Below are 25,514 nucleotides of genomic sequence, written 5' to 3' on the forward strand. Positions count from 1 at the left end.
CGGCTCTGATGTAATTGTCGAGCAGGACAAGAGCGATGCGGACGTGCAAGAGAATGGCAAGGGGCAGGGTAGCCTTGCCCGCCGCATGGCGCTCATCGCCGCCGGCTGGATCGCAGTGTTGCTGCTGGGTGGCGGCTTTGCATTGGACCGGACGCTTGCCGGAATGGTCCGGAGCAATTTCGATGACCAGCTCGAATATGTCCTGACGGCACTGATCGCATCGGCGGAGATCCAGGCAGGCGGTGAAGTCTATCTCTACAGCCAGCTTGGCGACCAGCGTTTCCTTGAGCCCAATAGCGGAGTCTATTGGCAGATAAGCGGGCCGGGTGAAGAGACATTGCCCAGCCGCAGCTTGTGGGATCGCACGCTGGATGTGGAAGGCGATCATTTCGACAGCGAACCGCATTTCTTCGATTCAGACCAGTTCCCGACCGAACATCTGCGAATGGTCGAGCGCACGGTAATTCTGCCCGGAAGCGAGACGGGTTGGACCTTTGCAGTCGCATCCGCGACGGGCGAACTCGACACGCAGATTGCGCGCATCCGTTCTATTCTGGCGTGGAGCTTTGCCGCGCTGGGCCTGGGGCTTTTTGCCATGACATTGCTGCAGATTCGCTATGGCCTCTCCCCATTGCGACGTGTGCGCGCGGCGATCCAGAAGCTGCGCACCACCGGCGCCAACCGGATTGACGAACCGCTTCCCACCGAAGTTCAGCCATTGGTGCAGGAAGTCAACGCGCTGCTCGAGCATACCGAACGCCAAGCGGCGGAAGCGCGCACCCATGCGGGCAATCTGGCCCATGCGCTCAAAACTCCGCTTACGGTGCTGACAAATGCCGCAACCGCCCATGCGCCGGACCTTGGAGACGCGGTGATCCGCGAAACGCGCACTATGCAGCGGCATGTCGATCACCATCTTGCGCGTGCCAGGGCGGTGGGTCGGCGGGCAATGGGTCGTTCGCGCGCGCCTGTCCGCCAGAGTGCTGAAGCGGTGCGGCGCGCGGTAGAGCGGCTCTATCCAGACAAGCGTATCGACATTGCCGGAAACCCGAAGGCAGAAGTACTGATGGAGCGTCAGGATCTCGACGAGATCCTCGGCAATCTCATCGAAAACGCCGCCAAATACGGCGGGGGCAGCGTGTTCGTGACAGTCGATGCCGAACCCGATGCGGAACAATGCGTTGTCTGGATCGAAGATGACGGTGCGGGCATCCCGCCCGAAGAACGCTCGCGCATATTCGATCGCGGCGCGCGGCTGGATACTGGCAAGCCCGGCACGGGGCTGGGCCTCGCCATCGTGCGCGATGTGGCGCAGATTTATGGCGGATCGGTGTCGATGGGCGAGAGCGAGGACCTTGGCGGCCTGTTGGTCGAGCTAAGCCTGCCGCGCGCGACGTAGAGTTTCAGGGATCCAGAAACCGCAGGATTTGATAGTTGTTCTCGGCTCGTGAGAGTTCGCGCCGGTCCAGTACATCGGCTGTTTCGCCAGATTCATCGACGAACTCCACCGCCGCAAATCCCGGCTCGATCCGCACCACCTGGCAGAGCAGGTCCAACCCGTCGCAGCGGAGCAACCCGTCTTGCCCCACGCGCACCTCCGCAAGCGTGAGCAAGAGCGCGCCGCACAGCGAAATCTCGACGACCTGGCAATCATAAGCCCCGTCCTGCAGGATAAACTGACCCATGCTTACGAGTTCGATGCGCTTGGAGCGACGCTGGTCGAGACTGAATATCTCGCGTTGTGGAATGTCGGGACGCATGATGTCGGCCGCTATGGCAGACGCCAGAAACCAACCGATTGCGCGCGGATCAGGTGAAAATACCTAGGGCGCGGACCTCAGGCCGAATCGCGCGCCTTTTCATGGTGCCGGATCACTTCATCGATGATGAAGCGGAGGAATTTCTCGCTGAATTCCGGGTCGAGATCCGCGTCTTCGGACAGCCTGCGCAACCGCTCTATCTGCTTGGCCTCCCGGTCGGGATCGGCAGGAGGAAGCGTGACCTTGGCCTTATACTCACCCACAGCCTGCGTGATGCGGAATCGTTCCGCCAGCATGTGGATTAGCGCAGCATCGATATTGTCGATGCTTTTGCGATAGGCATTGAGGACCGGATCAGCGCCGGTGGGCGAGGCGGGTGCGTGAGGTGACGGGTTAGACATTGCGCCGCCCTTGCTAGCAGCAAATCCACGCTTGCCAAGCGGGCTTGTGACGGCCATGGCGCACCCCATGAGTGCCGAGGTCGTCCCTCTTCCCCGCAAGGTCCCATCGCTTGACCCGATGCTGGCGTTGACAGCGAACGGCATGAATTCGGTCAATGCTGTGATCCTTGAGAGGATGCAGAGCGAGATTCCGCTCATCCCGCGGCTGGCCGGGCATTTGATTTCAGGCGGCGGCAAACGTCTGCGACCCATGCTTACGCTGGCGGGCGCGGAACTGGTCGGATACCAGGGCAATCGTCACTACAAGCTGGCTGCTGCGGTGGAGTTCATTCACACCGCCACGCTGCTGCATGACGATGTGGTGGACGGTAGCGAGCTGCGCCGCGGCAAGGCGGCGGCCAATATCATCTTCGGCAACCCGGCGACCGTTCTGGTGGGCGATTTCCTGTTCAGCCGCGCTTTCGAACTGATGACCGAGGATGGCAGCTTGAAGGTGTTGCGCATCCTCAGCCATGCCAGCGCGGTAATCGCAGAAGGCGAAGTGTCGCAGCTCACTGCCCAGCGACAGATCGAGACCAGTGAGGAACGCTATCTCCAGATTATCGGGGCCAAGACCGCCGCACTGTTCGCCGCTGCAAGCCAGGTGAGTGCCGTGGTCGCCGAATGCAGCGACGAGCAAGAGCGTGCGCTGGAGGAATATGGCCGCAATTTGGGTGTGGCCTTCCAACTTGTCGACGATGCGATCGATTACGATTCGGACGCGGCCGAAATGGGCAAGGACCGGGGCGACGACTTCCGTGAAGGCAAGATGACGCTGCCTGTCATCCTCGCATTTGCACGTGGCGATGAAGAGGAGCGCAAGTTCTGGAAGGCTGCGATCATGGGCCACCGCGCTTCCGACGAGGATCTTGCTCACGCTATCACGCTGATCAAGCGGCACAATGCGCTGGACGACACGCGCGAGCGGGCACGCCATTTCGCGCAAAGGGCGATCGACGCGATTTCGATCTTCCCTGATAGCAAAGCGCGGCAGGCGATGGCCGAAGCGGCGCATTTCGCGGTCGCGCGGGGATATTGAGCACTTCGCTTCCCATCGAAGCTGTCCTTCCTGACATTCAGCGCGCGCTGGCGGATCGTGGCGCGGCAGTGCTGGTTGCGCCGCCGGGTGCGGGCAAGACCACAGCGGTCGCCCCGGCTCTGCTCGATCAATCCTGGTGCAGCGGACAGATTATCCTCACGTCGCCGCGCAGGGTTGCTGCGCGTGCCGCAGCTGAACGCATGGCGGAACTGATGGGCGAGAAACCGGGCGAAACGGTCGGATATCTGACTCGGCTCGACAGCAAGACATCCGCCAAAACGCGCATCCTGGTCGTCACCGAAGCGATCTTCGTCAACCGTATCCTCGAAGACCCGGAACTGGCGGGCGTTTCGGCAGTGCTGTTCGATGAAGCGCATGAGCGGCATCTCGACAGCGACCTCGGGCTTGCACTGGCGCTGGAGAGTCGTGCGGTTCTGCGCGAAGACCTGCGTGTTCTGGTAATGAGCGCGACTATCGATGGCGCACGGTTCGCGCGGCTGCTCGGTGATGGCGCGCATGTGATCGAGAGCGAGGGCAAGGCCTTTCCGCTGGAGATTCGCTGGCTTGGCGCGTCTCCCGATGCGCGGATCGAAGATGCAATGGCTGGTGCGGTGATGCAGGCCTGGCGCGAGCAGCAAGGCGACATCCTCGCATTCCTTCCCGGCGTTGGAGAAATCGAGCGCACGCGCGAACGGTTGGCGGAGCGCTTGCCTGATGTCCCGATCTTGCCGCTGCATGGACAGGTGCAGCCCGCGCAGCAGCGCGCTGCGATCCGGCGCGATGCAGAAGATCGGCGACGGATTGTGCTGGCGACTTCGATTGCGGAAACGTCGCTGACACTCGATGGTGTGTCGGTAGTGGTCGATAGCGGGCTCTCGCGTCATGCCGAGTATGACAAGGCCGCCGGGACGACGCATCTGGTGACTCGTCGCGCCAGTCAGGCGGCATCGGCGCAGCGAGCAGGCCGTGCAGCGCGGCAAAGACCCGGTGTCGCTTACCGCTTGTGGGAAGAACACGGCCACGCAGGCCGGCCGGAGTTTGCGCCGCCCGAGATCGAAATCGCGGACCTTTCCGCGCTTGTGCTCTCGCTGGCGAAGTGGGGCACGAATGATCCCGCCTCGCTCCCCTGGCTCGATTCGCCGCCTGACGCTGCAATCTCTGCGGCGCGCGGCCAATTGGAAAAGCTCGGTGCGCTTGACGGGGAAGGGCGGATCACGCTGCAGGGCGAGCGGATCGCTTCACTGCCGATGGATCCCGTATCAGGTGCGGCGGTGCTGTTCGGCGCGGAGGCGGGGCAAGGTCTGGATGCGGCCAAGCTCGTGTTGCTACTACAGGAGCGCGGGCTGGGCGGTCGTGGAGAGGACTTGCTGCAACGCCTTTCGCGCTGGGATGGCGAGCGCGGTTCGCGCGCCGAGGCTTCGCGTAAACTGGCCCAGCGCTGGGCGAAGGCGGCGGAGCGGCTAGTCGCCGGAGTCGGTTCTAGCTCGATCAACCCCGCTATCTTCCTCGCACATGCACGGCCCGATTTCATTGCAAGGCGGCGCGACAATTCAGGCGAGAACTGGCTTTCTGCCGGTGGGCGCGGGTTCCAGCTCGATCCCGCCTCTCCCTTGGCGCGGGCGGAATGGATCGTGATTGGCGATGCGCAAGGGCAAGCGAAGGGCGCGCGCATCACCGCCGCTGCTGAATTATCCACTCAAGAGGTCGAGAAACACCTTCAACCATTGATCGAAAAGCGGTCTGTAATCCACTGGAATGGCAGTGAAAACCGTGCTGAAGCTCGGCTCGAACGGCGGCTGGGTTCGATCACACTGGCGAGTGGGCCAGACCCCGATCCTGACCCCCAGTCGCTTGTGGATATCCTTGTGGAAAAGGCGGTGGAGCAGCTGGGGACATTGATTCCGGCGGATCTGTTGGCGCGCGGCGGATATGCCGGGATCGAGAAGTTGACCCTCAAGAATTTGCAGGATGAAGCGCAGTCTTGGCTCGCTCCCTTGCTGAACGGGCGGCGTGATCTGGACATGTCCAGAGGCAGGCTCGTCGAGGCGATCCTGAACCTGCTTGATTGGAATGACCGCCAGAAGCTCGACCGTGAGGCCCCGCGCGAGTTCAGCTCTCCGGCTGGCACCAGCCATGTGATCGACTATGCCGGTGACGATGCGCCGAGCGCTGAAGTACGGGTACAGGCGCTGTTCGGTCTCGACAGCCATCCGATGATCGGCCGCACGCCGTTGCTGCTCAAGCTGACCAGCCCGGCGGGCCGCCCCATCCAGTCGACGCGCGACCTGCCTGGATTCTGGCGTGGCAGCTGGACGGACGTGCGCAAGGACATGAAGGGGCGCTACCCCAAACATCGCTGGCCGGATGAACCATGGGCGGAAAAACCGAGCTTAAAGACCAAAAACGCCTTCAATCGAGGCGAGAGTTGAACTAGGGGCGTCCTGTACGACGTAGTCGGACCGCAAGCGCGACCGCACGTCGGCCGGTCAGGCCGGAGCCAAGGCGGACGGATGTCCGCCGCCCGGCGATTGAGGGACAAATAAAGATGAGCGCACGTATCTACCAGCGTCCGAAGAACGCGATGCAGTCCGGCAAGGCGCGCACCGATCAGTGGGTGCTTGAGTTCGAACAGTCTGAGGCGCGCCGTGCCGACCCGCTGATGGGCTGGACCGGCAGTGGCGACACGCAATCGCAGGTGCGGCTCACTTTCGAGAGCAAGGATGCCGCCAAGGCCTATGCCGAGAAATACGGCATTGCCGCACGCGTTCACGCCACTCCGCCCAAGGCGCTCAAGATACAGGCCTACGCGGATAATTTTCGCTGATTGATTGACCCACAGACGCCGGGCGCGCGCCATCCGGCGCACTTGGCTTCCTCCGTCGCTTCGCTCCTCCGGTCAGCCTTGCGGGCCTGCGGCCCGATCTTGCGCTTGGCTGTTGAAATTCTCGCAAATCGCCGCCATATGCCCGCCCGGGAGTCGGGTGGACGTTTGCGTTCGCTCACCGGGTCAGGTCCGGAAGGAAGCAGCCCAGGTGAATTGCGGCGGGTCGCTCGGCTCCTTTTTTGCGCACTGTTCCGGCCCGCTTTTCTTCCGTTTCCTCACATCACCGTCATGACAATCGACGCGGGAGCGCCTACCTAATCGGCATGGGTGATTCACCGGACAATTCGGATACGCCTCCTTGGGAGGAAAAGCAGGAAGACGCGCAACCCAGCGCCGCGGAGCTAGAGGCTGCGGGCCAGTCCGCCATGTTTGGCGATCCTGCGCCGGCGGAAAGTCCAGCCGAACAGCCGAAGCAGGAACCAACAGCTCAAGCGCCAGCCGCTCCGGCTCCTGTTGCCCCGAACCAACCCTATCGCGTGCTCGCGCGCAAATACCGCCCGCAAACCTTCAGCGAGCTGATCGGGCAGGATGCGATGGTGCGCACGCTAGGCAATGCGATCGAGCGTGACCGGCTGGCGCATGCCTTCCTGATGACGGGCGTACGCGGGGTCGGCAAGACCTCCACCGCGCGGCTGATCGCCAAGGCCCTCAACTGTATTGGACCAGACGGGCAGGGCGGCCCGACGATCGATCCTTGCGGCCAGTGCGAGCCATGCCGCGCGATTGCTGAAGGCCGCCATATCGACGTGATCGAGATGGACGCCGCCAGCCATACCGGTGTCGACGATGTGCGCGAGATCATCGAGGCCGTGCGCTATTCCGCGGTTTCCGCGCGCTACAAGATCTACATCATCGACGAAGTGCACATGCTGTCGCGCAATGCCTTCAACGCCTTGCTCAAGACGCTGGAAGAGCCGCCTGCGCATGTGAAATTCCTCTTCGCGACAACCGAAGTCGAGAAGTTGCCGGTTACGGTGCTAAGCCGGACTCAGCGCTTCGACCTCAGGCGCATTCCGGCCGATCTTCTGCATAGTCATTTCGCCGAGATCTGCGTCAAGGAAGGCGTCGAAGCTGAAGAAGAAGCTCTCCACATCATCGCCAACGCCGCCGAGGGATCGGTCCGTGACGGGCTTTCGATCCTCGATCAGGCAATTGCCCATGCCGATCTGGAAGGCGGCGGCCAGGTCACAGGTGAGCGCGTGCGCGACATGCTGGGCCTGGCTGACAAGAGTGCGCAGCGCCGCTTGCTGGAAGTGCTGCTCAATGGTGATGCGCCAGCGCTGTTGAAAGCGGTGGACGATCAATATTCGCTCGGTGTCGAGCCGTTGGCGCTTATGCGTTCGCTGATGGATTTGACGCATCGCGTGACCCTGGCGCAGGTTTCGGGCGGAGAGCCTGACGCCCCCACGGCGGAAGAACGCGCGGCGCTGGCAGGCTTTGCCGATCGGCTTTCCGCTGCGCAGCTCCACCGCCTCTGGCAGCTCCTGCTCAAGGGGCATGAAGAAGTGCGCCAGGCGCCCGATCCGCTTGTTTCGGCACAGATGGCGTTGTTGCGTGTAATGCACGCGCAGGACATGCCCGATCCGGGCAAGCTGGCAAGAAAGATCGAGGAGCTTGCCGAGCGCGGGCCTGCGCCCGCCGCTGCTGGAGAAGCGACGCAGCCGCAGGCGGCACCTGCTGCCTCACTCGACTGGGCGCGGCTGGTGCAGCAGATCGACGATTCGGGGCAATTGCGCGTGGCGCAGATGATGCGTGACTGGGTGCGGGTGATCGAGCTTGCGCCCGAACGGCTGGTTTACACGGTAGCGGCAGGCTTGCCCGACGATCCGGGCCCCGAACTGCGCGACGCATTGCTCAAGCACACGGGCAATCGCTGGCAGGTTGAGCGGGGCGAGGGCGAAGGCGCTCCGACCCTGCGCGAACAGGAAGAGGCGGCGAAGGCCGCAGCCGATGCGAAATTGCGCGAACAGCCATTGGTGAAAGCAGCTCTGGAGGCTTTCCCCGATGCGGAGCTGCTCGACCCGCAGGAAAATGTCGCCCAGGCGGGCGGAAGCAAATGGAACAGGTGATCCGATGAAATCGATGGAAGAGATGATTCAGGCTGCACAGAAAGCGGCTGAAACGATCCAGACGCAGATGAACGACATGCAGGCCAAGCTCGACGGGATCGAAGTCGAGGGGCAGTCGGGTGGCGGGCTGGTGAAAGTCCGCGCCAGCGCCAAGGGCCGTATTCTTGGAGTCACGATCGACGAAAGCCTGATGAAGCCGGAAGAGAAGCAGATGGTGGAAGATCTGGTCACCGCTGCCTTCAACGATGCGCGCGATAAGGCGGATCGGGTTTCGAACGAGGAAATGAAGAAAATCCAGGGGGGCATGGGCTTGCCGCCGGGCTTCAATTTGCCGGGTATGGGCTAAGCGCCATTTCGTGCTAGTATCGGAATGAAACCGATATTGGAGAGGCGATCATGGCAACTTTGATGAACGACAATGGCACCGGCTCGGACGCAGATGTCCGGGCGCAGGTAAGCGATGAAGAGTGGCAGGTCCGCGTCGATCTTGCTGCCGCTTACCGCCTCGTCGCGCATTATGGTTGGGACGATCTGATCTTCACCCATCTTTCCGCCCGCGTGCCGGGCCCGGAACATCACTTCCTGATCAACCCCTATGACATGATGTTCGAGGAGATCACCGCCTCGTCGCTCGTCAAGATCGATGTCGATGGTCAACCCGTCATTCCCACGGCCCATCCGGTCAATCCGGCCGGTTTCACGATCCATTCGGCGCTGCACATGAATTGCGAGGATGCACATGCGGTGATGCATCTCCATACGCCGGCGGGGCAGGCAGTCAGCGCGATGAAGGAAGGGCTGCTGGAGCATACACAGACCGGCATGATCGCGCGGTCTGATATCGCCTATCACGAGTATGAAGGCATCGCGACCGACCTTGAAGAGCGGGAGCGCCTGGTCGAGGACATGGGCGACAAGCATGTCATGATCCTGCGCAACCACGGGACGCTGGCAATCGGCAAGACGGTGGGCGAATGCTTCCTGCGGCTCTATTTCGTGGAACGGGCCTGCGATGCGCAGGTGAAGATGCTCGCTGGCGGCCGTGACTATCTCTATAATCCGCCACAGGGCACGCCCGAAAAGGTCAAGGCGCAGGCGGCACCGGAAGGTGTTGCGATGTTAGCCAATGGCCTCGCCTGGCCCGCACTGCTGCGCAAGCTCGACCGGATCGATCCCAGCTTCCGCAATTAACAGTAGGACAAACCGCCTGATTTCAGCGGTAATCCGACAAGATAACCGTTGAAAGCCGTGGCTTGCGGGCCGTGCTGCCGTTCACTTGATCGCGCCGATCGTGTACCCATCTTGGCAGGATATTGCTCTGTCCTGGCATCATTTGAACGAAGTGCAAACTGCAGCCTTGCGAAGCTATGGAACATAAGGTCATCTCGCTCCCGGCATATGTCATCAAGGCGGAAGAACTGCTCGCCATAAATTATCTTCCGCCTGATCACCCGCGGCCGCGCCATGTCGAATGGATCAATCGCGGGACTGATCAGAAGATGCGCCCGACCACCACCGATCAGCTCTTGCGCACGCTTTACCAGAACACCGACACACCCAGCATTCGCAAGCTGCACGAAACGGCCGGACTGCGCGTGCAGTTTCGCACCGATGCAGAGCGCGACAGATTTGCCGCTGCCTTTGCCAAGGCGCGCGAACTGGAGCACGTCAGGAAAGACCATGTCCTGACGGCTCTGTTCGAGAGCCGTGAAGAGGCGGAATCCGCAATCAAGGAGCTGGATCGCGAAGGCGTGCCGAGCGACGCTATCTCTCTGCTGTGCCGCGCGAGCCAGTTCATGGATCCCGACACCAATTGGCCGGACGGGCATAGTACGGTCAGTGTGGCCAGTGCGATAGCCGGCGGCGGCGTCGCAGGGGCGGTCCTGGGTGTCGGGATACTCCTCGTCCCGGGCGTTGGGCCGGTCGCGGCCGCTGGGGCGATCGCCGGTTCAGCCTTGTCTTCGATTGCCTCGGTCAGCGGCATCATCGGCGCGACCGGCGGAGCGATCGCCAAAATGCTGACCGATCATGACGTGGATGGCGTTTCTGCGGCGCAATATGACACGCAAATCAAGCGTGGGAAGATCTTCGTTTCGGTGGATACGCACGTCGGCAATATCGATCCGGTGGCCGTCAGCGCGATATTTGAACGGTTTGGCGGGCGCAGTGCTGCCGAAGCCTCCAATTAAGGCCGGAGTCGGCCCTCCTTTGCACAGTTAGAGCGATCCCACCCATTGCGGGGGAGCGCGGCTGTACCCATATTCCGGGCAAAGGCGCGCCCAATTGGCGGCCGTGGACTGACAGAGAATGACCGAACAATTTCCTCTCCTTCCCCTGCGCGACATTGTCGTGTTTCCCGGCATGGTTGTGCCGCTGTTCGTGGGGCGTGACAAATCGGTTGCCGCACTCGAAGCGGCGATGGAAGCGAGCAAGGACATCTTCCTGCTCGCTCAGCTCGATCCGGGTTGCGACGATCCAGAGCGTGACGATCTCTATGACGTTGGCGTGGTGGCGCAGGTTCTGCAATTGCTCAAACTGCCTGACGGCACTGTCCGCGTTCTGGTAGAAGGCACCATGCGCGCCAAGCTCGAATCGATGCGGCGCGAAGGCGATTACGAGTTGGCGGAGGTCGCAATTCAGGAGCCCGAAGTGGCTTCGGGCAGCGAAGTGACCGCGCTGATGCGCCAGGCAGTCGAACAGTTCGGCGAATATGCCAAGCACAACAAGAAGCTCGGCGAAGATGCCGGCAACGATCTGAGCGATGTCGACGATGCCGGCGAACTGGCGGACACGATTGCTGCCGCGCTCGCCGCCAAGGTTGCAGACAAGCAATCGTTGCTGACCGAATCTAGCCCGCACAAGCGGCTCGAGATGGTGCTGTCCTTCATGGAAGGCGAGCTGTCTGTGCTGCAGGTCGAACGCAAGATCCGGGGGCGCGTCAAGCGCCAGATGGAGAAGACCCAGCGCGAATATTACCTCAATGAACAGCTCAAGGCGATCCAGAGCGAACTCGGCGGCGGCGACGGCGACGATGGTGACGAAATCGCTGAGCTGCAGGCCAAGGTCGACACGCTCAAACTGTCGAAGGAAGCCAAGACCAAGGCCGAGAGTGAACTCAAGAAGCTGAAGAACATGCAGCCGATGAGTGCGGAGGCGACTGTCATCCGCAACTATCTCGATGTGCTGCTAGGCCTGCCCTGGGGCAAGAAGAGCCGGTTAAAGAAGGATATCGCCAAGGCGCAGGAGATCCTCGATGCGGATCACTACGCGCTGGAGAAGGTCAAGGACCGGATCATCGAATATCTCGCGGTTCAGGCGCGCACCAACAAGCTGAAGGGGCCGATCCTGTGCCTCGTCGGTCCTCCGGGCGTTGGCAAGACCTCGCTCGGCAAGTCGATTGCCCGGGCAACCGGTCGTGAGTTCGTGCGCCAGTCGCTCGGCGGTGTGCGTGACGAGGCAGAAATCCGCGGTCACCGCCGGACCTATATCGGTTCGCTGCCGGGCAAGATCGTGAGCAATCTGAAGAAGGCGGGAACGTCGAACCCGCTGTTCCTGCTCGACGAGATCGACAAGCTGGGCCAGGACTTCCGCGGCGATCCCGCTTCGGCCCTGCTCGAAGTGCTCGACCCCGAACAGAACAGCAAGTTCCAGGACCATTATCTGGAGCTGGACCTCGACCTGTCGGACATCATGTTCGTTACCACCGCGAACAGCCTGAACTTGCCTCAGCCGCTGCTCGACCGGATGGAGATCATCCGGCTGGAAGGCTATACCGAAGACGAGAAGGTCGAGATCGCGACGCGCCACCTTCTGCCCAAGCAGGTCAAGGCGCATGGATTGAAGAAGGGCGAGTTCGAACTGACCGAAGAGGGCCTGCGTGACCTGATCCGCTATTACACGCGCGAAGCCGGCGTTCGTACGCTTGAGCGCGAGATCGCGCGTCTGGCGCGCAAGAGCCTGCGCAAGATTCTTGAGAAGGAAGTCGAGAGCGTCACGATCACGCCAGAAAATCTCGGCGACTTTGCAGGTGTGCGCAAGTTCAAGCACGGCATGTCCGAAGACGAAGCGCAGGTCGGTGCCGTCACCGGCCTGGCTTGGACCGAAGTCGGCGGTGAGCTGCTGACCATCGAAAGCGTGACCACGCCGGGCAAGGGCGAGATCAAGTCGACCGGCAAGCTGGGCGATGTGATGAGCGAAAGCATCGCGGCAGCCTTCAGCTTCGTGAAGGCGCGGGCCCCGGCCTATGGCATCAAGCCCTCCATCTTCCAGCGCAAGAATATCCACATCCACCTGCCTGAAGGTGCGGTGCCCAAGGATGGGCCGAGCGCGGGTGTGGGCATGGTGACGTCGATTGTCTCCACGTTGACGGGAGTTCCCGTACGTCCGGATATCGCGATGACCGGCGAAGTCACATTGCGTGGCCGTGTACTGGCAATCGGCGGGCTCAAGGAAAAACTGCTCGCGGCATTGCGCGGCGGCATCAACACAGTCCTGATCCCAGAAGAGAATGTGAAGGACCTGGCGGAGATTCCCGACAATGTGAAAGAGGGGCTGGAGATCATCCCCGTCTCGCATGTCGATCAGGTTCTTGAGCTGGCGCTTACCTCAATACCTGCACCGATCGAATGGACCGAGGCCGACGACCTCGCGAGCCAGCCGAGCGGCCATCCGGCAACGGGTGAGGGCGCACCAACAGCGCATTGATTGCGGCCAGAAATGTTGCATCGCAGCGACTCGGAAGAGTCGTTGCGCGCAGCTACTTGTATGCTCGTGAAGCAAACTTGCCCCATTTGGGGGCATTGAAGGTCAGTTCGTCGCAAATGGCGAAGATTCGGCAGGAATGAGCCATTTTTCGCCGGATTTGCCTTTGACACTCCGGGCAAAAAGTTCTCAACCTAGCCGCTTTCAATGACGCGATTCATTGAACATCGAACAGCTTACCAGAATCTATTCGACTGAGGGGGTTTTCCAGAATGAACAAGAACGATCTGATCGGCGCAGTCGCGGACTCCAGCGGCCTTTCCAAGAGCGATGCTTCGAGCGCCGTCGAAGGCGTTTTCGATTCCATCACCCGGGCCCTGTCGGGGGGCGATGAAGTGCGCCTGGTCGGTTTCGGCACTTTCTCTGTGGCAAAACGCAAGGCGTCGACGGGTCGCAATCCGCGTACGGGCGAACCAATGACGATCAAGGCTTCCAACCAGCCCAAGTTCAAGGCAGGCAAGGGCCTGAAGGACGCCGTCAACTAAGACGCGCTCCTACTGGGCGCAGCGGATTTGCGCCCCGATAAACAAAAGACCCCGTTGGCAAGACGCCGGCGGGGTCTTTGTCTTTGGCGGCAAAAATCACCTCGTTTCGGCGGAACCGGGCGTTGGACGATTCGCCACCATTTCGTAAGGGCTTATAGAAATTGCCTGTCGCAAACTTAGCAATCTTGGCCGTGATACTATTTGACGCCATACATTGACGGTTCATTACAAGCGAGTAGCCTCCTGGATCAGTTAAGATAACTGATCCAAATCAATGTCTGGCGGGGTGAACGAGACCAGACACGCATGGGAAGGGATTGCAGACCATGAAACTCGGATATCTCGCGGCTGGCCTGGCTTTGGTGGGGATGGCAGCGCAGGCTGCGCCGAACGAAAAGGGCAAAGGCCAAGGCAAAGGCAATGCCCAGGCACAGATGCATAACCAGGGCGGCGGCAATGCCAAGGCCAAGGGTGCCGGCAAGCCGGACGGCAAGGGCAAGGCTGCAGCGAAACCTGCGAATGGCAATTCCGCAAATCGCGCTTCCGGTCCTGCCGCCAAGGCCAAGCAGGCGGGGCAAGGCAATGGCAAGCGTTCCGGTGTGATGCCGGTTGTGGATCGGCGGGGCGACCGCCGCGATGGCCGACATGACGATTTCCGCTTCGGACACCGTGATCGGCACGGAGGCGGGCTGATTGCCGGTTGCCCTCCGGGCCTGGCCAAGAAGCACAATGGTTGCCTGCCGCCGGGACAGGCAAAGAAGCGGTTGTGGCAGCGCACCGGTTGGTTCGGCTATCGTTCGGGCAGCTATCGCTATCTCGATGGCTATCTGCTTCGCCTTGGTCGCGATGGCCGGATCTCAGGTTATGAGCCGCTGCTCGGCGGTATCCTGCGGATCGGCAATGTCTGGCCCGATGGTCAGCGAAGCTATGCTCTGCCTGATTACTATCGCAATTATTACGGCGTGAACGATGGCTATCGCAGCTATGGCAATGCGGTCTATCGGGTCGATCCCGAAACGGCGGCGATCACTTCGATCGCGGCACTGCTGACCGGGCAGGACGTCACTGTCGGCCAGCCGATGCCGCGCGGGTATGACGTTTACAACGTCCCCTATTCCTATCGCTCGCAATATCGCGACGGGCCGGACGCCTATTACCGTTACAATGACGGCTACATCTACCAGCTCGATCCCGAGACGCGCCTGGTCCAGGCCGCGATCGAGTTGCTGATCTGACCGGTTGTGGCCGCCCGGAGTATCCCAACAGACCCTAGAGTAAGGAGTCACGGCTAATGAAGCTGCGTGCAATGACCCTCCCGCTTTCGGCCGCCGTTCTGGCGCTCGCCGCCTGTTCAGGTTCGGACAGTTCTGCCGAAAGCGATGCGATGGTCGAATCGATTCCGACGGCGCTGGCCGATGCCGACGATATGGCAAAGACCGCTGCGGCGCTGGAGCGAACCGGCGTTGACGGGATATTCAACGGCGTTGCCAGCTACACCTTGCTGGCGCCGACGGATGCAGCCTACGCCAAGCTGGATGATAGCGAAGCGCTATTCACAGATGACGAGGCCCGCGCTGCATTGGCGGCCATGCTGAAACATCAGATCGTGCCCGGCTATCTCACGCTGCAAGATATCGCCTCTGCGATCGAGGCGGTGCCGGACGGCAAGGTCACGATGACCGCGATGGATGACACCGTGCTCACCTTCAAGGAACAGGACGGCAAGCTCGTGGTGGTCAGCGACGATGGCACCACAGCCCATCTGGGAGACGAGTCGATCTCAAGCAATGCGAGCATCGCCATTCCGATCGACGCCGTGCTCCTTCAACCTTGAGTCACGAGTCTGACGAACAACCCTAGCGCGAAAGATCGATTAGCGCGGTCGGGGCCTGTTCGGAACGCGCGTTGATCTCCCACGCCAACACCTGGCCTTGAGCGGAAGCCTGCGGACCTTCATCGGTGTTGTTGGCCAGCACCGTTCCATCGGTGATGATTGTGAATGTGCCCTCGGGCATGACGAAAACGGGCGGCTCGCCGTCCTTCTTCTTGTTCGCTTCCATAGCGGCCATTCCCATCACGCCGCCCATCATTCCCTGAAGGGGATTGCCCGCGCCTTGCGCAGCGAAGCCCGGCGCATCGACGCGGACCTTGCCATCCTTGCGCAGGATCACGCTCACGAAGCTGCTGCCAATCGGCATCTTCTCGATCACCGGAAAGGCAAAGTCGTGGCTGAGCTGGCCCGAAATTGCGAAATCGACATCGAACAGGCCGTCACCCTTGTGGCTGACACTGTTCCAGCCCTTCTGGCGCTCGAGCATTTCGACCAGTTCCCGGGCCGCTTCGGGATCGGAGGGATCGACGCCGCCCATGATCGCCTTGAACCGTTCGGCCTTTTCCTTCTTCTCTATGCGCCTTGCATCGGCGCCGGCGTCCCACTCTTCCTTTTGCGCTGCGATTTCCCCAGCCGTGCATTCGCGCGTTTCAAAGCCATCGTCCTCGTAGCAGTCCTTGGCTTCGAACTTGTCTTCCTTGTCCGCTCCCATTTCCGCCAGCTTGCTGAGCGCGAGCATCTGGATCTCACCCTTGTAGGCATAGGAGAAGCTGCCGTCTTTCATCAGTGCGAGCTGCGAATTGAACTTGCCGGGCGAAAGCAGGCAGCCTGTCAGCAACAGCGGAGCAAGCAGGGCGAATAGAAGGCGCGATTTCATTGGAATCCCTCAGCTTTGTCTGGTGGCGACTGCATAAAGCGCAATTGCTGCAGCATTACTAACGTTCAGGCTCTCGATTGCGCTGGAAATCGGCAAGCGGGCGAGGGCGTCGCAATGCGCCTCGATATTGTGCCGCATGCCTTCGCCTTCTGCGCCCAGTACCAAGGCGACCGGTCCGGCGGGCAATGCCTCTGCCAGCGTGGCTTCGCCTGCTCCGGTCAGCCCGATCCGCCAATAGCCCGCCTCGGCCATGTCATCGAGCGCGCGGGCGAGATTGACCACACGCACCCAGGGCACGGTTTCCAGGGCGCCAGAGGCCGATTTGGCCACCACTCCCGATTCGGGCGGGGCGTGGCGGTCCTGCGTGACGATGGCAGCCGCACCGAAGGCCGCTGCGGAGCGCAGGATGGCGCCGACATTGTGCGGATCGGTCACCTGGTCGAGGATGACCAGCGGGCGACCGGTCTCGCCGTCCAGCACCTCGTCGAGGAAGATATCCTCCAGCGGTTCGCATTCGAGCACGAGGCCCTGATGCGGGGCGTCGCGTGCAACCAGCCGCGCCAGATCGGTGACCTCGGCATATTCGACCGGAAAATCTGGCGGCAGCTCGCCGTCGAGCGATTCGACGCCTTCGCGTGTCGCCCACAGCTTGCGATGCCTGCGATCGGGGTTCTTGAGCGCGGCCTCGACCGCGTGGCGACCCCACAAGCGGACATGACCGGACGTGGCGCGGCCCGAACCGCGTCCACCCTTCATCCGTCCCGCTCTTCCTCTGAGCGCGCGTTTGCGCTCGCCCTTGGCCATGAAAACTCCTGCGTTTGCGTCTTGTCGGTGCGTTGTGGCTCGTCCTGTGCCAGCCGCCCCATTGACAGGCAAGCGCCGCTTCGCCAAAGGGGCGCCTCTCGGCATGCGGAGCCGCCTTGGCGGTGTGCAAAAATCCGACTGGATCAGTGTGGACAGGTGGCCGAGTGGTTAAAGGCAGCAGACTGTAAATCTGCCCGCGCAAGCGTACGCTGGTTCGAATCCAGCCCTGTCCACCACCAGCCTATCCTAACCATAGCGCAGCCCGCATGATCGGTGTTGGGCGCACAAAGCTTTATGAGCTGATCTCCAGTGGCGAACTTGAAACGGTCAAGATTGGCAAAGCAACGCGCGTTACCACAGCAAGCCTACACGAACTGGTCAAGCGGCGGCGCGCGCGACCAACGCGCTTGATGCCGATCATTTAGGATTCTGGTCTGGCGCCGTTGCGGGTACTTCCAAACGGGACGGAACCTCATACATGGTAAGTGCTAGCTGGTTATCTTGAGAATCTGAGGGTGGCCTTCGTGCGACAAGCCAGCGCCTGCCATTCGCGGCAATTCTGCATTGTGTAGACCAATTCGGCCAACCAATGCCGCAACTCCGAGCCGAAAATGGAAATTGCACAAGTTCCTCACCGCGCGGAGTAGTCAATGCACTTTGATCGTCGCCACGAGAGACAAGCAGGTTTCCATCCGGAGATCCAAGCCACGCGCCCTCATCCTCAGCGAGTGTGTAGGCATTGCCATCCTCGGTGACGGTGATTGTGCGCCACTCATCGCCAGTCTGAATTGTCAGACGAATCTCCGCCAGACCGCTCGAGGAGACAAAACCAGCAGTCCGATATCGTGTTGCTTGAAACTGATGTAGCTCTCCTCCCTCCCGGAGATTCCTGATGCTGCAAGGTTTGATAGTGGGAACGTAGTAGATTGCGCGTCCGCAAATGACTGCGAAGAGGGTATCCCCAGCAGGAACGACCTCGATGCTCTCCTGGCCTGAGAAGATCCGGCCGAGATCGAAACTACTCCATTCTCCGGTTTCGATACTCAAGACATGCACCGACTGACCTGGAATATCGCGCCAACTGCAATAGCGCTCGTTAATTGGCATGCACGATCTCTCGAGCGAAAGTTCGGTCGGTGTTCTGTCAGGACGATGTAGGGTAAAGGGGGCTTGTCTGCCGCTAACCCAATATCCGGGCCCAGCCCTCCTGAGGTCATCGAGATTCTCTACCTCCTGGAGTTGACCGTCCGGCAAGGAAAGCTCCGCAGCACGGCGACCATGCCAGTCCCACAGCATGAAACCGACCAATGCGCTATTTACGGTGCCCGGCCTGAGTTCGTCGATTAACATTGCGTCGGTTGCATTCTGAGCGAGTATTTCGCCACTGGCCAAATCCAGAACGACAGTTTGGTTTTGATGGACGACTGCGATTGCGTACTGCCCGAAGATGAGCGTGCGGCCATCTGGATAACCGCTTGCACCACCTGGCTGGTCGCTCCACACAACCTTGCGGATTTCCTCTCCTCGCTCGTTCCATAACTGGGTTGTCCCACGCGCGCTGACGGTCAAAACTCTGGTACCATCGGGACTGACAGCGAACGACTGGAACCCACACTCGCTCCATGGGTCACCATCGGCGTGGACGCTAACACAATCATCATTCGACAGCGTGAAGGCTTCAACCGCCCGTGGTGTTGCAGGAGTTGCAAGCGGGGATGCTGTTGGCGATAATTGCGCCACGATTGGTGCGGGCAGGGGGATCAGCTCAATCGCGTGGCCGTGTCGATAGCCTCGCAAGCCTGCGTTGTACGCAACGGCAAAGCGTTGGATCGCGTGCAAGACCTCAGCAATTCCTGCATTAGACAAACCGCCATCGCGGATGGGGTTAAATTTGGCAAAATCAGGAGCATCTGGCGCGATGCGCGTCATCGCCTGAACGCGATGCTCGGAGCAATTGTCGGAAGCGCCCTCTGCCAAGCCATCTAGCGCAGCATCGGTCGCCAGTTCACTCTCGTCTGCCAACCGAATGTGGCGATCAAGGCAATCCCAGTAGCCACCGAGAGTATTCAACGCCAGTTCTGCGCGACCTCGATCCGCTGCCGAGAAGTTAGGATCGATCTGAAGACGCACCTTCTGCTCGATCAAATAGCGAGCCAAGCCGTTTTGATAGCCATCAACGTATTCGCCGCCGCCAATGCCGATCCAACCTGCGCCATCAATTTCTTGTTGCAGCAACTGAGAAGGGCGTGAGGGGACGACACAAGGCTGCCGACCGTAGCAATCCGCATTCAGGCGGGCGACGGCCAGGACGGTTTTAAACTGCGGGCCGAAATCCAGCTGCTCAGACTGGGCTGATACAGGACTACCGATAGTCAGCGAAAACGCGGCCAATAGGAATGGGAAAGACTTCAATTTGCTGGCCCTGTCGCTGAAATTCGGTTTTGCGTCCAAATGCATACAACCGGTGTATGCATTCTGAATTTCGAAATTGCCACAGGTACGGCACAACGGGCTTGAACCTGGCAACTGTCCGTCGATTGGACAGCGCCAAAGCGTTCAATTATGTTGCGATAAGGCGCTCCGCGAGCCGCCCATTTATTCAGCTTTTCGACCAAAACGCTGAACCGAACCACCGTTAATTGAACGAAAATGTGGGGGAGAGTGTGGGGGAGCGTTTGCGCTTCCCTTAAGTACTAAATTGATTTCAAAGCGTTATTTTTCCGGTTCGAATCAAGCCCTGCCACCACCAGCCTCTAATCAGTTAGCGCAAGCCAAGCCGCGGCGGTGTGCCGGTTGCGGGAGCTGCCCGGTCAGCTGCGGACCATTTCGAGTGAAGTCTCGTCGCCCCTGGGAAGCTGGCCATCGAAGTCGACAAGTGGCTCGAACGACTGTTCTGTCAGCATTACGTTCTTCATCCCGACGATGTTGAAGACGCCGAGCGTCGGCTCTTCATCATGCCTGCGGCTCTTGCTGGGATTATAGGCCTTGATGAATACCGAACCGTGGCGGACGAACAATTGATGCGGAGAGAGCATCATCCGCGTCCCGTTATATTCGGCTTCGATCACGCGGCGCGTCTGGATGGCCCGCACTACGGCTTCCATCGTTGATTCGTGACTGTCTGAGTTATGCTGCATTGCAGCGAAGTGGCAATTGCTCGGTGCTCATGCAAGCGAAATATACGCGTCCGATTGTGACAATCTTGCGAAGCCCGCTTTTTTCGGAGCCTATCCAGAGGCATCGCCGTTTCTGCCAGTGAGGTCGCATCTTGCCGTGTGCCCGAAGCGGGGATAGTCAATCGCGCCATGAGCACTACGCCACGCCCCGTCATATCCTCGACCGGCCTGTTCACGCCCGAGGATGTCATCACAAATGAAGAGCTGGTTGCCAGCTTCAACACTTATGTCGAGCGCCATAACGAGGCCCATGCCGATGCGATTGCGGCAGGTGAACTGGAGCCGCTTCAGCCCAGCTCGGTCGAGTTCATCGAGAAGGCGAGCGGGATCAAGGCGCGCCATGTGATGGCGAAGGAGCCCGTTCTCGATCCCGAGATCATGGCGCCACGCTGGGAAGAACGGTCCAATGACGAGCTGTCGATCATGGCCGAGATCGGCGTCAAGGCGGCGCGGCAGGCGCTGGAACGGGCAGGGCGCGACCCCCAGGATGTCGATGCCGTGTTATGCGCCGCGTCGAACATGCAGCGGCCCTATCCGGCGATCGCGGTCGAGATTCAGGACGCGTTGGGGATCGACGGGTTCGGTTTTGATATGAATGTTGCCTGCTCGTCGGCCACATTCGGGATCCAGACTGCGGCCGACTATATTCGCTCCGGCAATGCCAGGAGTGTGCTTGTCGTCAGCCCCGAAGTCACATCCGGCCACCTCAACTGGCGCGACCGCGACAGTCACTTCATCTTCGGTGACGTCGCAACGGCGGTGCTGGTGGAAGATGCGGAGATTGCGCCAGCAGAGCATTGGGACATTCTGGGCACGAAGCTCAAGACGGTGTTCTCGAACAACATCCGCAACAATTTCGGCTTCCTCAACCGGGCACATCCCGAAAGCGCCGAGGGACCGGACAAGCTGTTCGTCCAGGAAGGGCGCAAGGTCTTCAAGGAAGTCGTGCCGATGGTTGCGAAGATGATCGTCGAGCAGGCGGAGCGATTGGGGATCGATCCGCATTCGCTGCGCCGCCTATGGCTGCATCAGGCCAATACCGGGATGAACCGGCTGATTGCGCAAAGGGTTTTGGGCCATGAAGCGAGCGAAGATGAAAGCCCGACGGTGCTCGACAGCTATGGCAATACGTCGAGCGCAGGTTCGATCATCGCCTTCCACAAGCATAGCGACGATCTGGCCGCCGGGGATGTGGGCCTGATCTGCAGCTTTGGCGCGGGTTATTCGGCCGGCACGGTGTTCGTGCGCAAGATGGCTTGAGCGAAGGGCATCGGCAGCCGGTCCCACAATTTGAACAGCCGCTTTGCGAACCACCAGATCGCCGCCATGGCGATCAGCGATGCGAGCCCGTCCAGCGCATAATGGTAGGCGAGGTGAACCGAGCCGATCCAGATGACGATCATGAAGGCCAGAAAGTAACGGCCCAGGCGCGGTGAAACCTCACGCATTGCGATCCAGTAGAGAACGCAGATTGCAATATGCATGGATGGCATGGCGGTGATCCCGCTGCCGAGCCCGCGCTCGCTCGCCATGAAACGTTCGACCAGCATGTCCTGCACGGGAACCACCATGACCGGGATCTGCTCGTTCGCGGCGCGCAGGTAGTCTGTCTGTGCGACGAAATCCGTAATTCCGAGCAAGGGCTCCGCAAAAACCGGGCCGACCGAAGCCAGCATGGTGGCCAGCAAGCCCCCCACAAGGCTCCAACCCATGATGTAGCTCAGGAAAAAGGCGCGCCTGGTGTCCCGGTCAATCTGCCTGGCAAAAGCCATGTAGAAAACGCCGGGGTAGAGCAGCAGCAGCCAAAGGTGATAGATTACGGCAAGACCCGCCGTGATGGCCGGATACCCCAGCACCGGCTGCAGCAATTCCCAGGGATCGCGGCCGAAGAAGATCATGCGGTCCCAGGCGATGAGGACCGGATCCCAGGTGTAGTCGGTAAATAGCGGGATCATCGATTTCAGCGATGAAAATGCGGGTACTATGGCGGCCCCGATCACGATCAGCGGCATTCCGGCCAGGAAGGCCTTGAATGCGGCCGGTGTGCAGTAATGCGTGCGCAACCAGGCAATCGGACTGTCCGGTCGATAGCGGGCAAGGTCCCTGAACAGCTTTATGGCGCCCAATACGAGACCTGCCGCCAGGAAAAGCCGGGCATTCACAAGCAGGTTCGCTACGCCAAAATCGACATCGAACTTGTGCCACAGATAGATGCACACGCAGGTGCCGATCAGGGCAAATATGTAGATCGGGACTTCGCCCCAAAGCTTCCTCGCCACGCGTAACCCCCGGTGTAGATGGCTCGGATCCCATACCAGCTACGGGTTCACAAAGCATTAGAGGCATGTGTCGATGCCAACAGCCTGGCTGCTCTATCCGCTTGTCGTGCCCAATCACAACGCCTAGATGCGGGACATGGCAGGCGAAGTACTCGATAATCAGGGGCGCGGCGAAGTCAGCTGGAGCTGGCCGCCGATTCACCCCGAAGGGCGCAAATTCGGGCTGATTGCGGTTGCGATCAGCATGATCCCCTTGTTGCTTCTGGACTGGGAGATCGTCGGCTGGCCGATGCTGCTTCTGTCAGCAGGGGTATTCGCCTTTTTTCGCGATCCCGAGCGCGTGGTTCCGCAGGATGAAAACGCGATCGTTGCCCCGGCCGATGGCCTGGTCTCGCTGATTACCCAGGTCGAACCGCCAGAGGAATTGAAGGTTGACGACGGGTCCGGGAATCTGGGCCTGCCTTCCGGGCCGGTCACGCGCGTCTCGATCTTCATGAGCGTGTTCGATGTGCACATCAATCGTGCGCCAGTGGGCGGGTTGGTGAAGCGGGTAATCTATATCCCGGGCAAGTTCATGAATGCCGATCTCGACAAGGCGAGTGAGGAGAACGAACGCCAGCACATCCTGATTGAACGACAGGACGGGCTGTCGATTGGCTTCACTCAGATCGCAGGATTGGTCGCGCGCCGGATCGTGCCCTTCGTGAAGCCGGGCGATCTGGTTGCGGTGGGTCAGCGGGTTGGGCTGATCCGCTTCGGCAGCCGGGTCGATGTGTATCTGCCTGCCGGTACGGATCCCAAGGTCTTGCTGGGTCAGAGAGTGATTGCCGGCGAAACCGTTCTTGCGGAAGTCGGGACGCAAAAGCTGCTCGAAGGTATTGCGCAGTGAGCGATGACTCGCCGTCCCGCGAAGGTGATGTCGAACGACCGCGAATAGGGCCGAAGGCGGCCGAAGACGAAATCGTGACTGGCAAGAGCACGCGTGGTCTCACGCTGCGCGCCATGTTGCCCAATGCGATTACTGCGGCGGCGTTGTGTTCCGGCCTGACCGGCGTTCGATTTGCCATCGCGGGCGAGTGGAGCTTTGCGGTGCTGGCGGTGATACTCGCCGGCTTGCTCGACGGGATCGATGGCCGAATCGCGCGACTGCTCAATGCCCAGTCACGATTTGGGGCGGAGATGGACAGTCTGGCGGATTCGCTCAGCTTCGGCATGGCGCCCGCACTGATCCTGTTCCTCTGGTCGCTGCAGGATCTGCCCCGGCTCGGCTGGTTCGCGGCGCTGGCCTTTGCCATTTGCTGCGCGCTCAGGCTCGCCCGCTTCAATGCCCAGATCGACGTTGACGAGCAGCCGCACAAATCAGCCGGCTTCCTCACTGGTGTCCCTGCTCCGGTCGGGGCGGGGCTGGCCTTTCTGCCTTTCTACCTCTGGATGGCGACTGACATTCCGGAATTCCGCAATCCGGTGAACCTTGCGATCTGGATTGCGCTCATCGCTTTTCTGATGATCTCCAACATGGCGACGCTGAGCTGGAGCTCGATCCGCCCGCGCCGTCACGTGCGTCTGGAGCTGATCGCGGTGGCCGGAATTACCTTTACCGCTCTGCTGATGGAGCCGTGGTGGACGCTGGCGGCGATCTGCCTCGTCTATCTCGCGCTGATGCCATACGGCCTTGTGAAATACGGACGGATCAAGCGGCAACGGCGCGCGGCATCTGCTGGGCAGGCCGACGCGTAACCGGACTCCGGCTTGCCATCGGGGCAGGGCGCAGAACCACAACATTGGCCGGAGCGGTGTTGGCAGCCCGCATTTGCATCATTTCGCGGCGAATGACCTTCCACGCATTGCGGCCGCGAATGGCACTGTCGATCAAGCTGATGCCGGCAGCACAAGCGGCAATCAGGAAGAGGGCGATCAGTAGATATGCAATCATCGGTCGGTCTCGCTTTCCGGGGCCGGACAAGCCTGTTGAGAAGCTGTGCATTCTCTGTTGAGGGCCCGTCTGTACCTCGTTTGTTCCAATAGCGCCCTTGTTCTCAATTTGTTCCATTGTGTCAAGCAGGTTTTTGCTGGGCTGGGGCGAGGATGCCGCGAGAAGCACTGCGATTAAGGGTGGATTTTTACAGAATCGGGGGCTATGGGCGCGCCTTCCGCAGGAAGAACGTCCGATTTCCGGGCGTCCCAAACGCGGAAAATCCACATGGAAGGCGCACATACCGGTGCCTCTCGCGGGATCACCCAATTATTGGGCCGCAACGAGGTTCCTGCTTTCCAGAGGCATAACCGGAAAGGAATTGAATTATGGCGGCTCCTACCGTCACCATGCAGCAATTGATCGAGGCCGGCGCGCATTTCGGCCACCAGACCCACCGCTGGAACCCGCGGATGAAGCCGTATATCTTCGGCGCCCGCAACGGTGTTCACATTCTCGACCTGTCGCAGACCGTGCCGCTGTTCGCGCGCGCGCTCGACTTCGTCGAATCGACTGTCCGCGCAGGCGGCAAGGTGCTGTTCGTCGGCACCAAGCGCCAGGCGCAGGAGCCGATCGCGCAGGCCGCGAAGGCTTCGGGCCAGCACTTCGTCAACCACCGCTGGCTTGGCGGCATGCTCACCAACTGGAAGACGATCAGCCAGTCGATCAAGCGCCTCAAGACGCTTGAAGAGCAGCTTTCGGGCGACACTTCGGGCTTCACCAAGAAGGAAGTCCTTCAGCTCACCCGTGAACGCGACAAGCTTGAGCTTTCGCTTGGCGGTATCCGTGACATGGGCGGCATTCCCGACGTGATGTTCGTGATCGATGCCAACAAGGAAGACCTGGCGATCAAGGAAGCCGCCGTGCTCGGCATTCCGGTCATCGCGGTGCTCGACACCAATGTCGATCCGACAGGTATCGCTTTCCCGGTTCCGGGTAACGACGACGCCAGCCGCGCTGTGCGCCTTTACTGCGATGCAATTGCCGGTGCAGCGACCGCAGGTCGTGGCGGTGCAGTCGCGGATTCGGGTGCCGACGTTGGCGCGATGGAGCAGCCGCCGGCAGAGGCCGAAGCGACCGCCTGACGCGCCACGCGCTCGTAACACTTGCAACATAGTGCGCCGGGCGATCGACCAG

24 protein-coding genes, 1 tRNA gene and 1 other RNA gene are annotated in these 25,514 nt (G+C 60.7%); 19 read left to right on the forward strand and 7 right to left on the reverse strand.

The window, feature by feature from the left end; genetic code table 11:
* Positions 1-43: 43 nt before the first annotated feature.
* Positions 44-1,399: a sensor histidine kinase gene (locus tag ACQY6C_RS03955; protein WP_427965200.1), complete on the forward strand. Its 1,356-nt coding sequence runs from the start codon at positions 44-46 to the stop codon at positions 1,397-1,399.
* Between the two features lie 4 nt (positions 1,400-1,403).
* Here the strand turns inward: ACQY6C_RS03955 and ACQY6C_RS03960 are convergent, their stop codons facing one another.
* Positions 1,404-1,760: a PilZ domain-containing protein gene (locus ACQY6C_RS03960; protein WP_427965025.1), complete on the reverse strand. Its 357-nt coding sequence runs from the start codon at positions 1,758-1,760 to the stop codon at positions 1,404-1,406.
* 77 nt (positions 1,761-1,837) lie between these two features.
* Positions 1,838-2,161, reverse strand: coding sequence for a chorismate mutase (locus tag ACQY6C_RS03965; RefSeq protein WP_427965202.1), 324 nt, complete (start codon positions 2,159-2,161; stop codon positions 1,838-1,840).
* Positions 2,162-2,228: 67 nt separating this feature from the next.
* Between ACQY6C_RS03965 and ACQY6C_RS03970 the strand changes: the two genes are divergently transcribed.
* The 12 genes from ACQY6C_RS03970 to ACQY6C_RS04025 all read left to right on the forward strand — a co-directional run bounded on the left by ACQY6C_RS03970 (position 2,229) and on the right by ACQY6C_RS04025 (position 15,272).
* A complete protein-coding gene (locus ACQY6C_RS03970) occupies positions 2,229-3,239 on the forward strand; it encodes a polyprenyl synthetase family protein (protein WP_427965028.1) in 1,011 nt (336 codons plus the stop codon).
* Entirely contained in the window at positions 3,236-5,668 is a 2,433-nt protein-coding gene (gene hrpB, locus ACQY6C_RS03975) for an ATP-dependent helicase HrpB (protein WP_427965031.1), read from the forward strand. Before ACQY6C_RS03970 ends, hrpB begins: the two co-directional genes overlap by 4 nt.
* Positions 5,669-5,784: 116 nt before the next feature.
* Positions 5,785-6,063: an ETC complex I subunit gene (locus tag ACQY6C_RS03980; protein WP_427965034.1), complete on the forward strand. Its 279-nt coding sequence runs from the start codon at positions 5,785-5,787 to the stop codon at positions 6,061-6,063.
* A gap of 146 nt (positions 6,064-6,209) precedes the next feature.
* An RNA gene (ffs, locus tag ACQY6C_RS03985) (signal recognition particle sRNA small type) lies at positions 6,210-6,304 on the forward strand.
* A gap of 82 nt (positions 6,305-6,386) precedes the next feature.
* Positions 6,387-8,192: a DNA polymerase III subunit gamma/tau gene (locus tag ACQY6C_RS03990; RefSeq protein ID WP_427965037.1), complete on the forward strand. Its 1,806-nt coding sequence runs from the start codon at positions 6,387-6,389 to the stop codon at positions 8,190-8,192.
* Between the two features lie 4 nt (positions 8,193-8,196).
* Positions 8,197-8,538 (forward strand): YbaB/EbfC family nucleoid-associated protein, encoded by a 342-nt coding sequence (locus ACQY6C_RS03995; RefSeq protein ID WP_427965040.1) that lies wholly within the window; start codon positions 8,197-8,199, stop codon positions 8,536-8,538.
* 50 nt (positions 8,539-8,588) lie between these two features.
* Positions 8,589-9,383: a class II aldolase/adducin family protein gene (locus tag ACQY6C_RS04000; RefSeq protein ID WP_427965041.1), complete on the forward strand. Its 795-nt coding sequence runs from the start codon at positions 8,589-8,591 to the stop codon at positions 9,381-9,383.
* A gap of 176 nt (positions 9,384-9,559) precedes the next feature.
* Positions 9,560-10,381: a hypothetical protein gene (locus tag ACQY6C_RS04005; RefSeq protein ID WP_427965044.1), complete on the forward strand. Its 822-nt coding sequence runs from the start codon at positions 9,560-9,562 to the stop codon at positions 10,379-10,381.
* Between the two features lie 118 nt (positions 10,382-10,499).
* Positions 10,500-12,896, forward strand: coding sequence for an endopeptidase La (gene lon / locus ACQY6C_RS04010; RefSeq protein ID WP_427965046.1), 2,397 nt, complete (start codon positions 10,500-10,502; stop codon positions 12,894-12,896).
* Between the two features lie 269 nt (positions 12,897-13,165).
* The gene (locus ACQY6C_RS04015; RefSeq protein WP_427965049.1) at positions 13,166-13,438 is read left to right on the forward strand and encodes an HU family DNA-binding protein; all 273 of its coding nucleotides are present in this window, start codon (positions 13,166-13,168) and stop codon (positions 13,436-13,438) included.
* Positions 13,439-13,764: 326 nt separating this feature from the next.
* A complete protein-coding gene (locus tag ACQY6C_RS04020; RefSeq protein WP_427965052.1) occupies positions 13,765-14,673 on the forward strand; it encodes a hypothetical protein in 909 nt (302 codons plus the stop codon).
* A 56-nt stretch (positions 14,674-14,729) separates the two neighbouring features.
* On the forward strand, positions 14,730-15,272 hold the full coding sequence (locus tag ACQY6C_RS04025) for a fasciclin domain-containing protein (RefSeq protein WP_427965054.1): 543 nt from the start codon (positions 14,730-14,732) through the stop codon (positions 15,270-15,272).
* Between the two features lie 22 nt (positions 15,273-15,294).
* Here ACQY6C_RS04025 and ACQY6C_RS04030 read toward each other — a convergent pair whose 3' ends face one another.
* Positions 15,295-16,146: a hypothetical protein gene (locus ACQY6C_RS04030; RefSeq protein WP_427965057.1), complete on the reverse strand. Its 852-nt coding sequence runs from the start codon at positions 16,144-16,146 to the stop codon at positions 15,295-15,297.
* A gap of 9 nt (positions 16,147-16,155) precedes the next feature.
* The gene (gene rlmB / locus ACQY6C_RS04035; RefSeq protein ID WP_427965060.1) at positions 16,156-16,950 is read right to left on the reverse strand and encodes a 23S rRNA (guanosine(2251)-2'-O)-methyltransferase RlmB; all 795 of its coding nucleotides are present in this window, start codon (positions 16,948-16,950) and stop codon (positions 16,156-16,158) included.
* A 150-nt stretch (positions 16,951-17,100) separates the two neighbouring features.
* Between rlmB and ACQY6C_RS04040 the strand changes: the two genes are divergently transcribed.
* A tRNA-Tyr gene (locus ACQY6C_RS04040) sits at positions 17,101-17,186 on the forward strand.
* A 30-nt stretch (positions 17,187-17,216) separates the two neighbouring features.
* Positions 17,217-17,375, forward strand: a complete 159-nt coding sequence (locus ACQY6C_RS04045; RefSeq protein ID WP_427965063.1) for a helix-turn-helix domain-containing protein — start codon at positions 17,217-17,219, stop codon at positions 17,373-17,375.
* Here ACQY6C_RS04045 and ACQY6C_RS04050 read toward each other — a convergent pair.
* Both ACQY6C_RS04050 and ACQY6C_RS04055 read right to left on the reverse strand, forming a co-directional pair.
* Positions 17,368-19,401, reverse strand: a complete 2,034-nt coding sequence (locus tag ACQY6C_RS04050) for a hypothetical protein (RefSeq protein WP_427965066.1) — start codon at positions 19,399-19,401, stop codon at positions 17,368-17,370. The genes ACQY6C_RS04045 and ACQY6C_RS04050 overlap by 8 nt on opposite strands.
* A 359-nt stretch (positions 19,402-19,760) precedes the next feature.
* Entirely contained in the window at positions 19,761-20,087 is a 327-nt protein-coding gene (locus ACQY6C_RS04055; protein ID WP_427965068.1) for a hypothetical protein, read from the reverse strand.
* A 168-nt stretch (positions 20,088-20,255) separates the two neighbouring features.
* Between ACQY6C_RS04055 and ACQY6C_RS04060 the strand changes: the two genes are divergently transcribed.
* The gene (locus ACQY6C_RS04060; RefSeq protein WP_427965071.1) at positions 20,256-21,386 is read left to right on the forward strand and encodes a beta-ketoacyl-ACP synthase III; all 1,131 of its coding nucleotides are present in this window, start codon (positions 20,256-20,258) and stop codon (positions 21,384-21,386) included.
* On the opposite strand, the gene ACQY6C_RS04065 is transcribed toward ACQY6C_RS04060, so the two are convergent.
* Positions 21,347-22,405: a phosphatase PAP2 family protein gene (locus tag ACQY6C_RS04065; RefSeq protein WP_427965074.1), complete on the reverse strand. Its 1,059-nt coding sequence runs from the start codon at positions 22,403-22,405 to the stop codon at positions 21,347-21,349. The genes ACQY6C_RS04060 and ACQY6C_RS04065 overlap by 40 nt on opposite strands.
* 136 nt (positions 22,406-22,541) lie before the next feature.
* On the opposite strand from ACQY6C_RS04065, the gene ACQY6C_RS04070 reads away from it, so the two are divergent.
* From ACQY6C_RS04070 to rpsB, 3 genes are all read left to right on the forward strand, one after another.
* Positions 22,542-23,294 (forward strand): phosphatidylserine decarboxylase, encoded by a 753-nt coding sequence (locus tag ACQY6C_RS04070; protein ID WP_427965077.1) that lies wholly within the window; start codon positions 22,542-22,544, stop codon positions 23,292-23,294.
* Positions 23,295-23,338: 44 nt separating this feature from the next.
* Positions 23,339-24,142: a CDP-alcohol phosphatidyltransferase family protein gene (locus ACQY6C_RS04075; RefSeq protein WP_427965205.1), complete on the forward strand. Its 804-nt coding sequence runs from the start codon at positions 23,339-23,341 to the stop codon at positions 24,140-24,142.
* Positions 24,143-24,706: 564 nt separating this feature from the next.
* Positions 24,707-25,462 carry a 30S ribosomal protein S2 gene (gene rpsB, locus ACQY6C_RS04080; RefSeq protein WP_427965080.1) on the forward strand — a complete coding sequence of 252 codons (756 nt, stop codon included), beginning with the start codon at positions 24,707-24,709 and terminating at the stop codon, positions 25,460-25,462.
* Positions 25,463-25,514 lie beyond the last annotated feature (52 nt).

This window comes from Altererythrobacter sp. (assembly GCF_050299635.1).
Taxonomy (GTDB): domain Bacteria; phylum Pseudomonadota; class Alphaproteobacteria; order Sphingomonadales; family Sphingomonadaceae; genus Erythrobacter.

What these genes read in the sequence shown, in the direction of transcription:
- ACQY6C_RS03960 (WP_427965025.1), bottom strand. Translation starts at nt 1,760, where the DNA reads ATGCGTCCCGACATTCCACAACGCGAGATATTCAGTCTCGACCAGCGT.
- ACQY6C_RS03970 (WP_427965028.1), top strand. Translation starts at nt 2,229, where the DNA reads ATGAGTGCCGAGGTCGTCCCTCTTCCCCGCAAGGTCCCATCGCTTGAC.
- lon (WP_427965046.1), top strand. Translation starts at nt 10,500, where the DNA reads ATGACCGAACAATTTCCTCTCCTTCCCCTGCGCGACATTGTCGTGTTT.
- ACQY6C_RS04005 (WP_427965044.1), top strand. Translation starts at nt 9,560, where the DNA reads ATGGAACATAAGGTCATCTCGCTCCCGGCATATGTCATCAAGGCGGAA.
- rlmB (WP_427965060.1), bottom strand. Translation starts at nt 16,950, where the DNA reads ATGGCCAAGGGCGAGCGCAAACGCGCGCTCAGAGGAAGAGCGGGACGG.
- ACQY6C_RS04060 (WP_427965071.1), top strand. Translation starts at nt 20,256, where the DNA reads ATGAGCACTACGCCACGCCCCGTCATATCCTCGACCGGCCTGTTCACG.
- ACQY6C_RS03990 (WP_427965037.1), top strand. Translation starts at nt 6,387, where the DNA reads ATGGGTGATTCACCGGACAATTCGGATACGCCTCCTTGGGAGGAAAAG.
- ACQY6C_RS04000 (WP_427965041.1), top strand. Translation starts at nt 8,589, where the DNA reads ATGGCAACTTTGATGAACGACAATGGCACCGGCTCGGACGCAGATGTC.
- ACQY6C_RS04015 (WP_427965049.1), top strand. Translation starts at nt 13,166, where the DNA reads ATGAACAAGAACGATCTGATCGGCGCAGTCGCGGACTCCAGCGGCCTT.
- ACQY6C_RS04070 (WP_427965077.1), top strand. Translation starts at nt 22,542, where the DNA reads ATGGCAGGCGAAGTACTCGATAATCAGGGGCGCGGCGAAGTCAGCTGG.
- rpsB (WP_427965080.1), top strand. Translation starts at nt 24,707, where the DNA reads ATGGCGGCTCCTACCGTCACCATGCAGCAATTGATCGAGGCCGGCGCG.
- ACQY6C_RS04020 (WP_427965052.1), top strand. Translation starts at nt 13,765, where the DNA reads ATGAAACTCGGATATCTCGCGGCTGGCCTGGCTTTGGTGGGGATGGCA.
- ACQY6C_RS04045 (WP_427965063.1), top strand. Translation starts at nt 17,217, where the DNA reads ATGATCGGTGTTGGGCGCACAAAGCTTTATGAGCTGATCTCCAGTGGC.
- ACQY6C_RS04055 (WP_427965068.1), bottom strand. Translation starts at nt 20,087, where the DNA reads ATGCAGCATAACTCAGACAGTCACGAATCAACGATGGAAGCCGTAGTG.
- ACQY6C_RS03980 (WP_427965034.1), top strand. Translation starts at nt 5,785, where the DNA reads ATGAGCGCACGTATCTACCAGCGTCCGAAGAACGCGATGCAGTCCGGC.
- ACQY6C_RS04030 (WP_427965057.1), bottom strand. Translation starts at nt 16,146, where the DNA reads ATGAAATCGCGCCTTCTATTCGCCCTGCTTGCTCCGCTGTTGCTGACA.
- ACQY6C_RS03995 (WP_427965040.1), top strand. Translation starts at nt 8,197, where the DNA reads ATGAAATCGATGGAAGAGATGATTCAGGCTGCACAGAAAGCGGCTGAA.
- ACQY6C_RS03965 (WP_427965202.1), bottom strand. Translation starts at nt 2,161, where the DNA reads ATGTCTAACCCGTCACCTCACGCACCCGCCTCGCCCACCGGCGCTGAT.
- ACQY6C_RS04025 (WP_427965054.1), top strand. Translation starts at nt 14,730, where the DNA reads ATGAAGCTGCGTGCAATGACCCTCCCGCTTTCGGCCGCCGTTCTGGCG.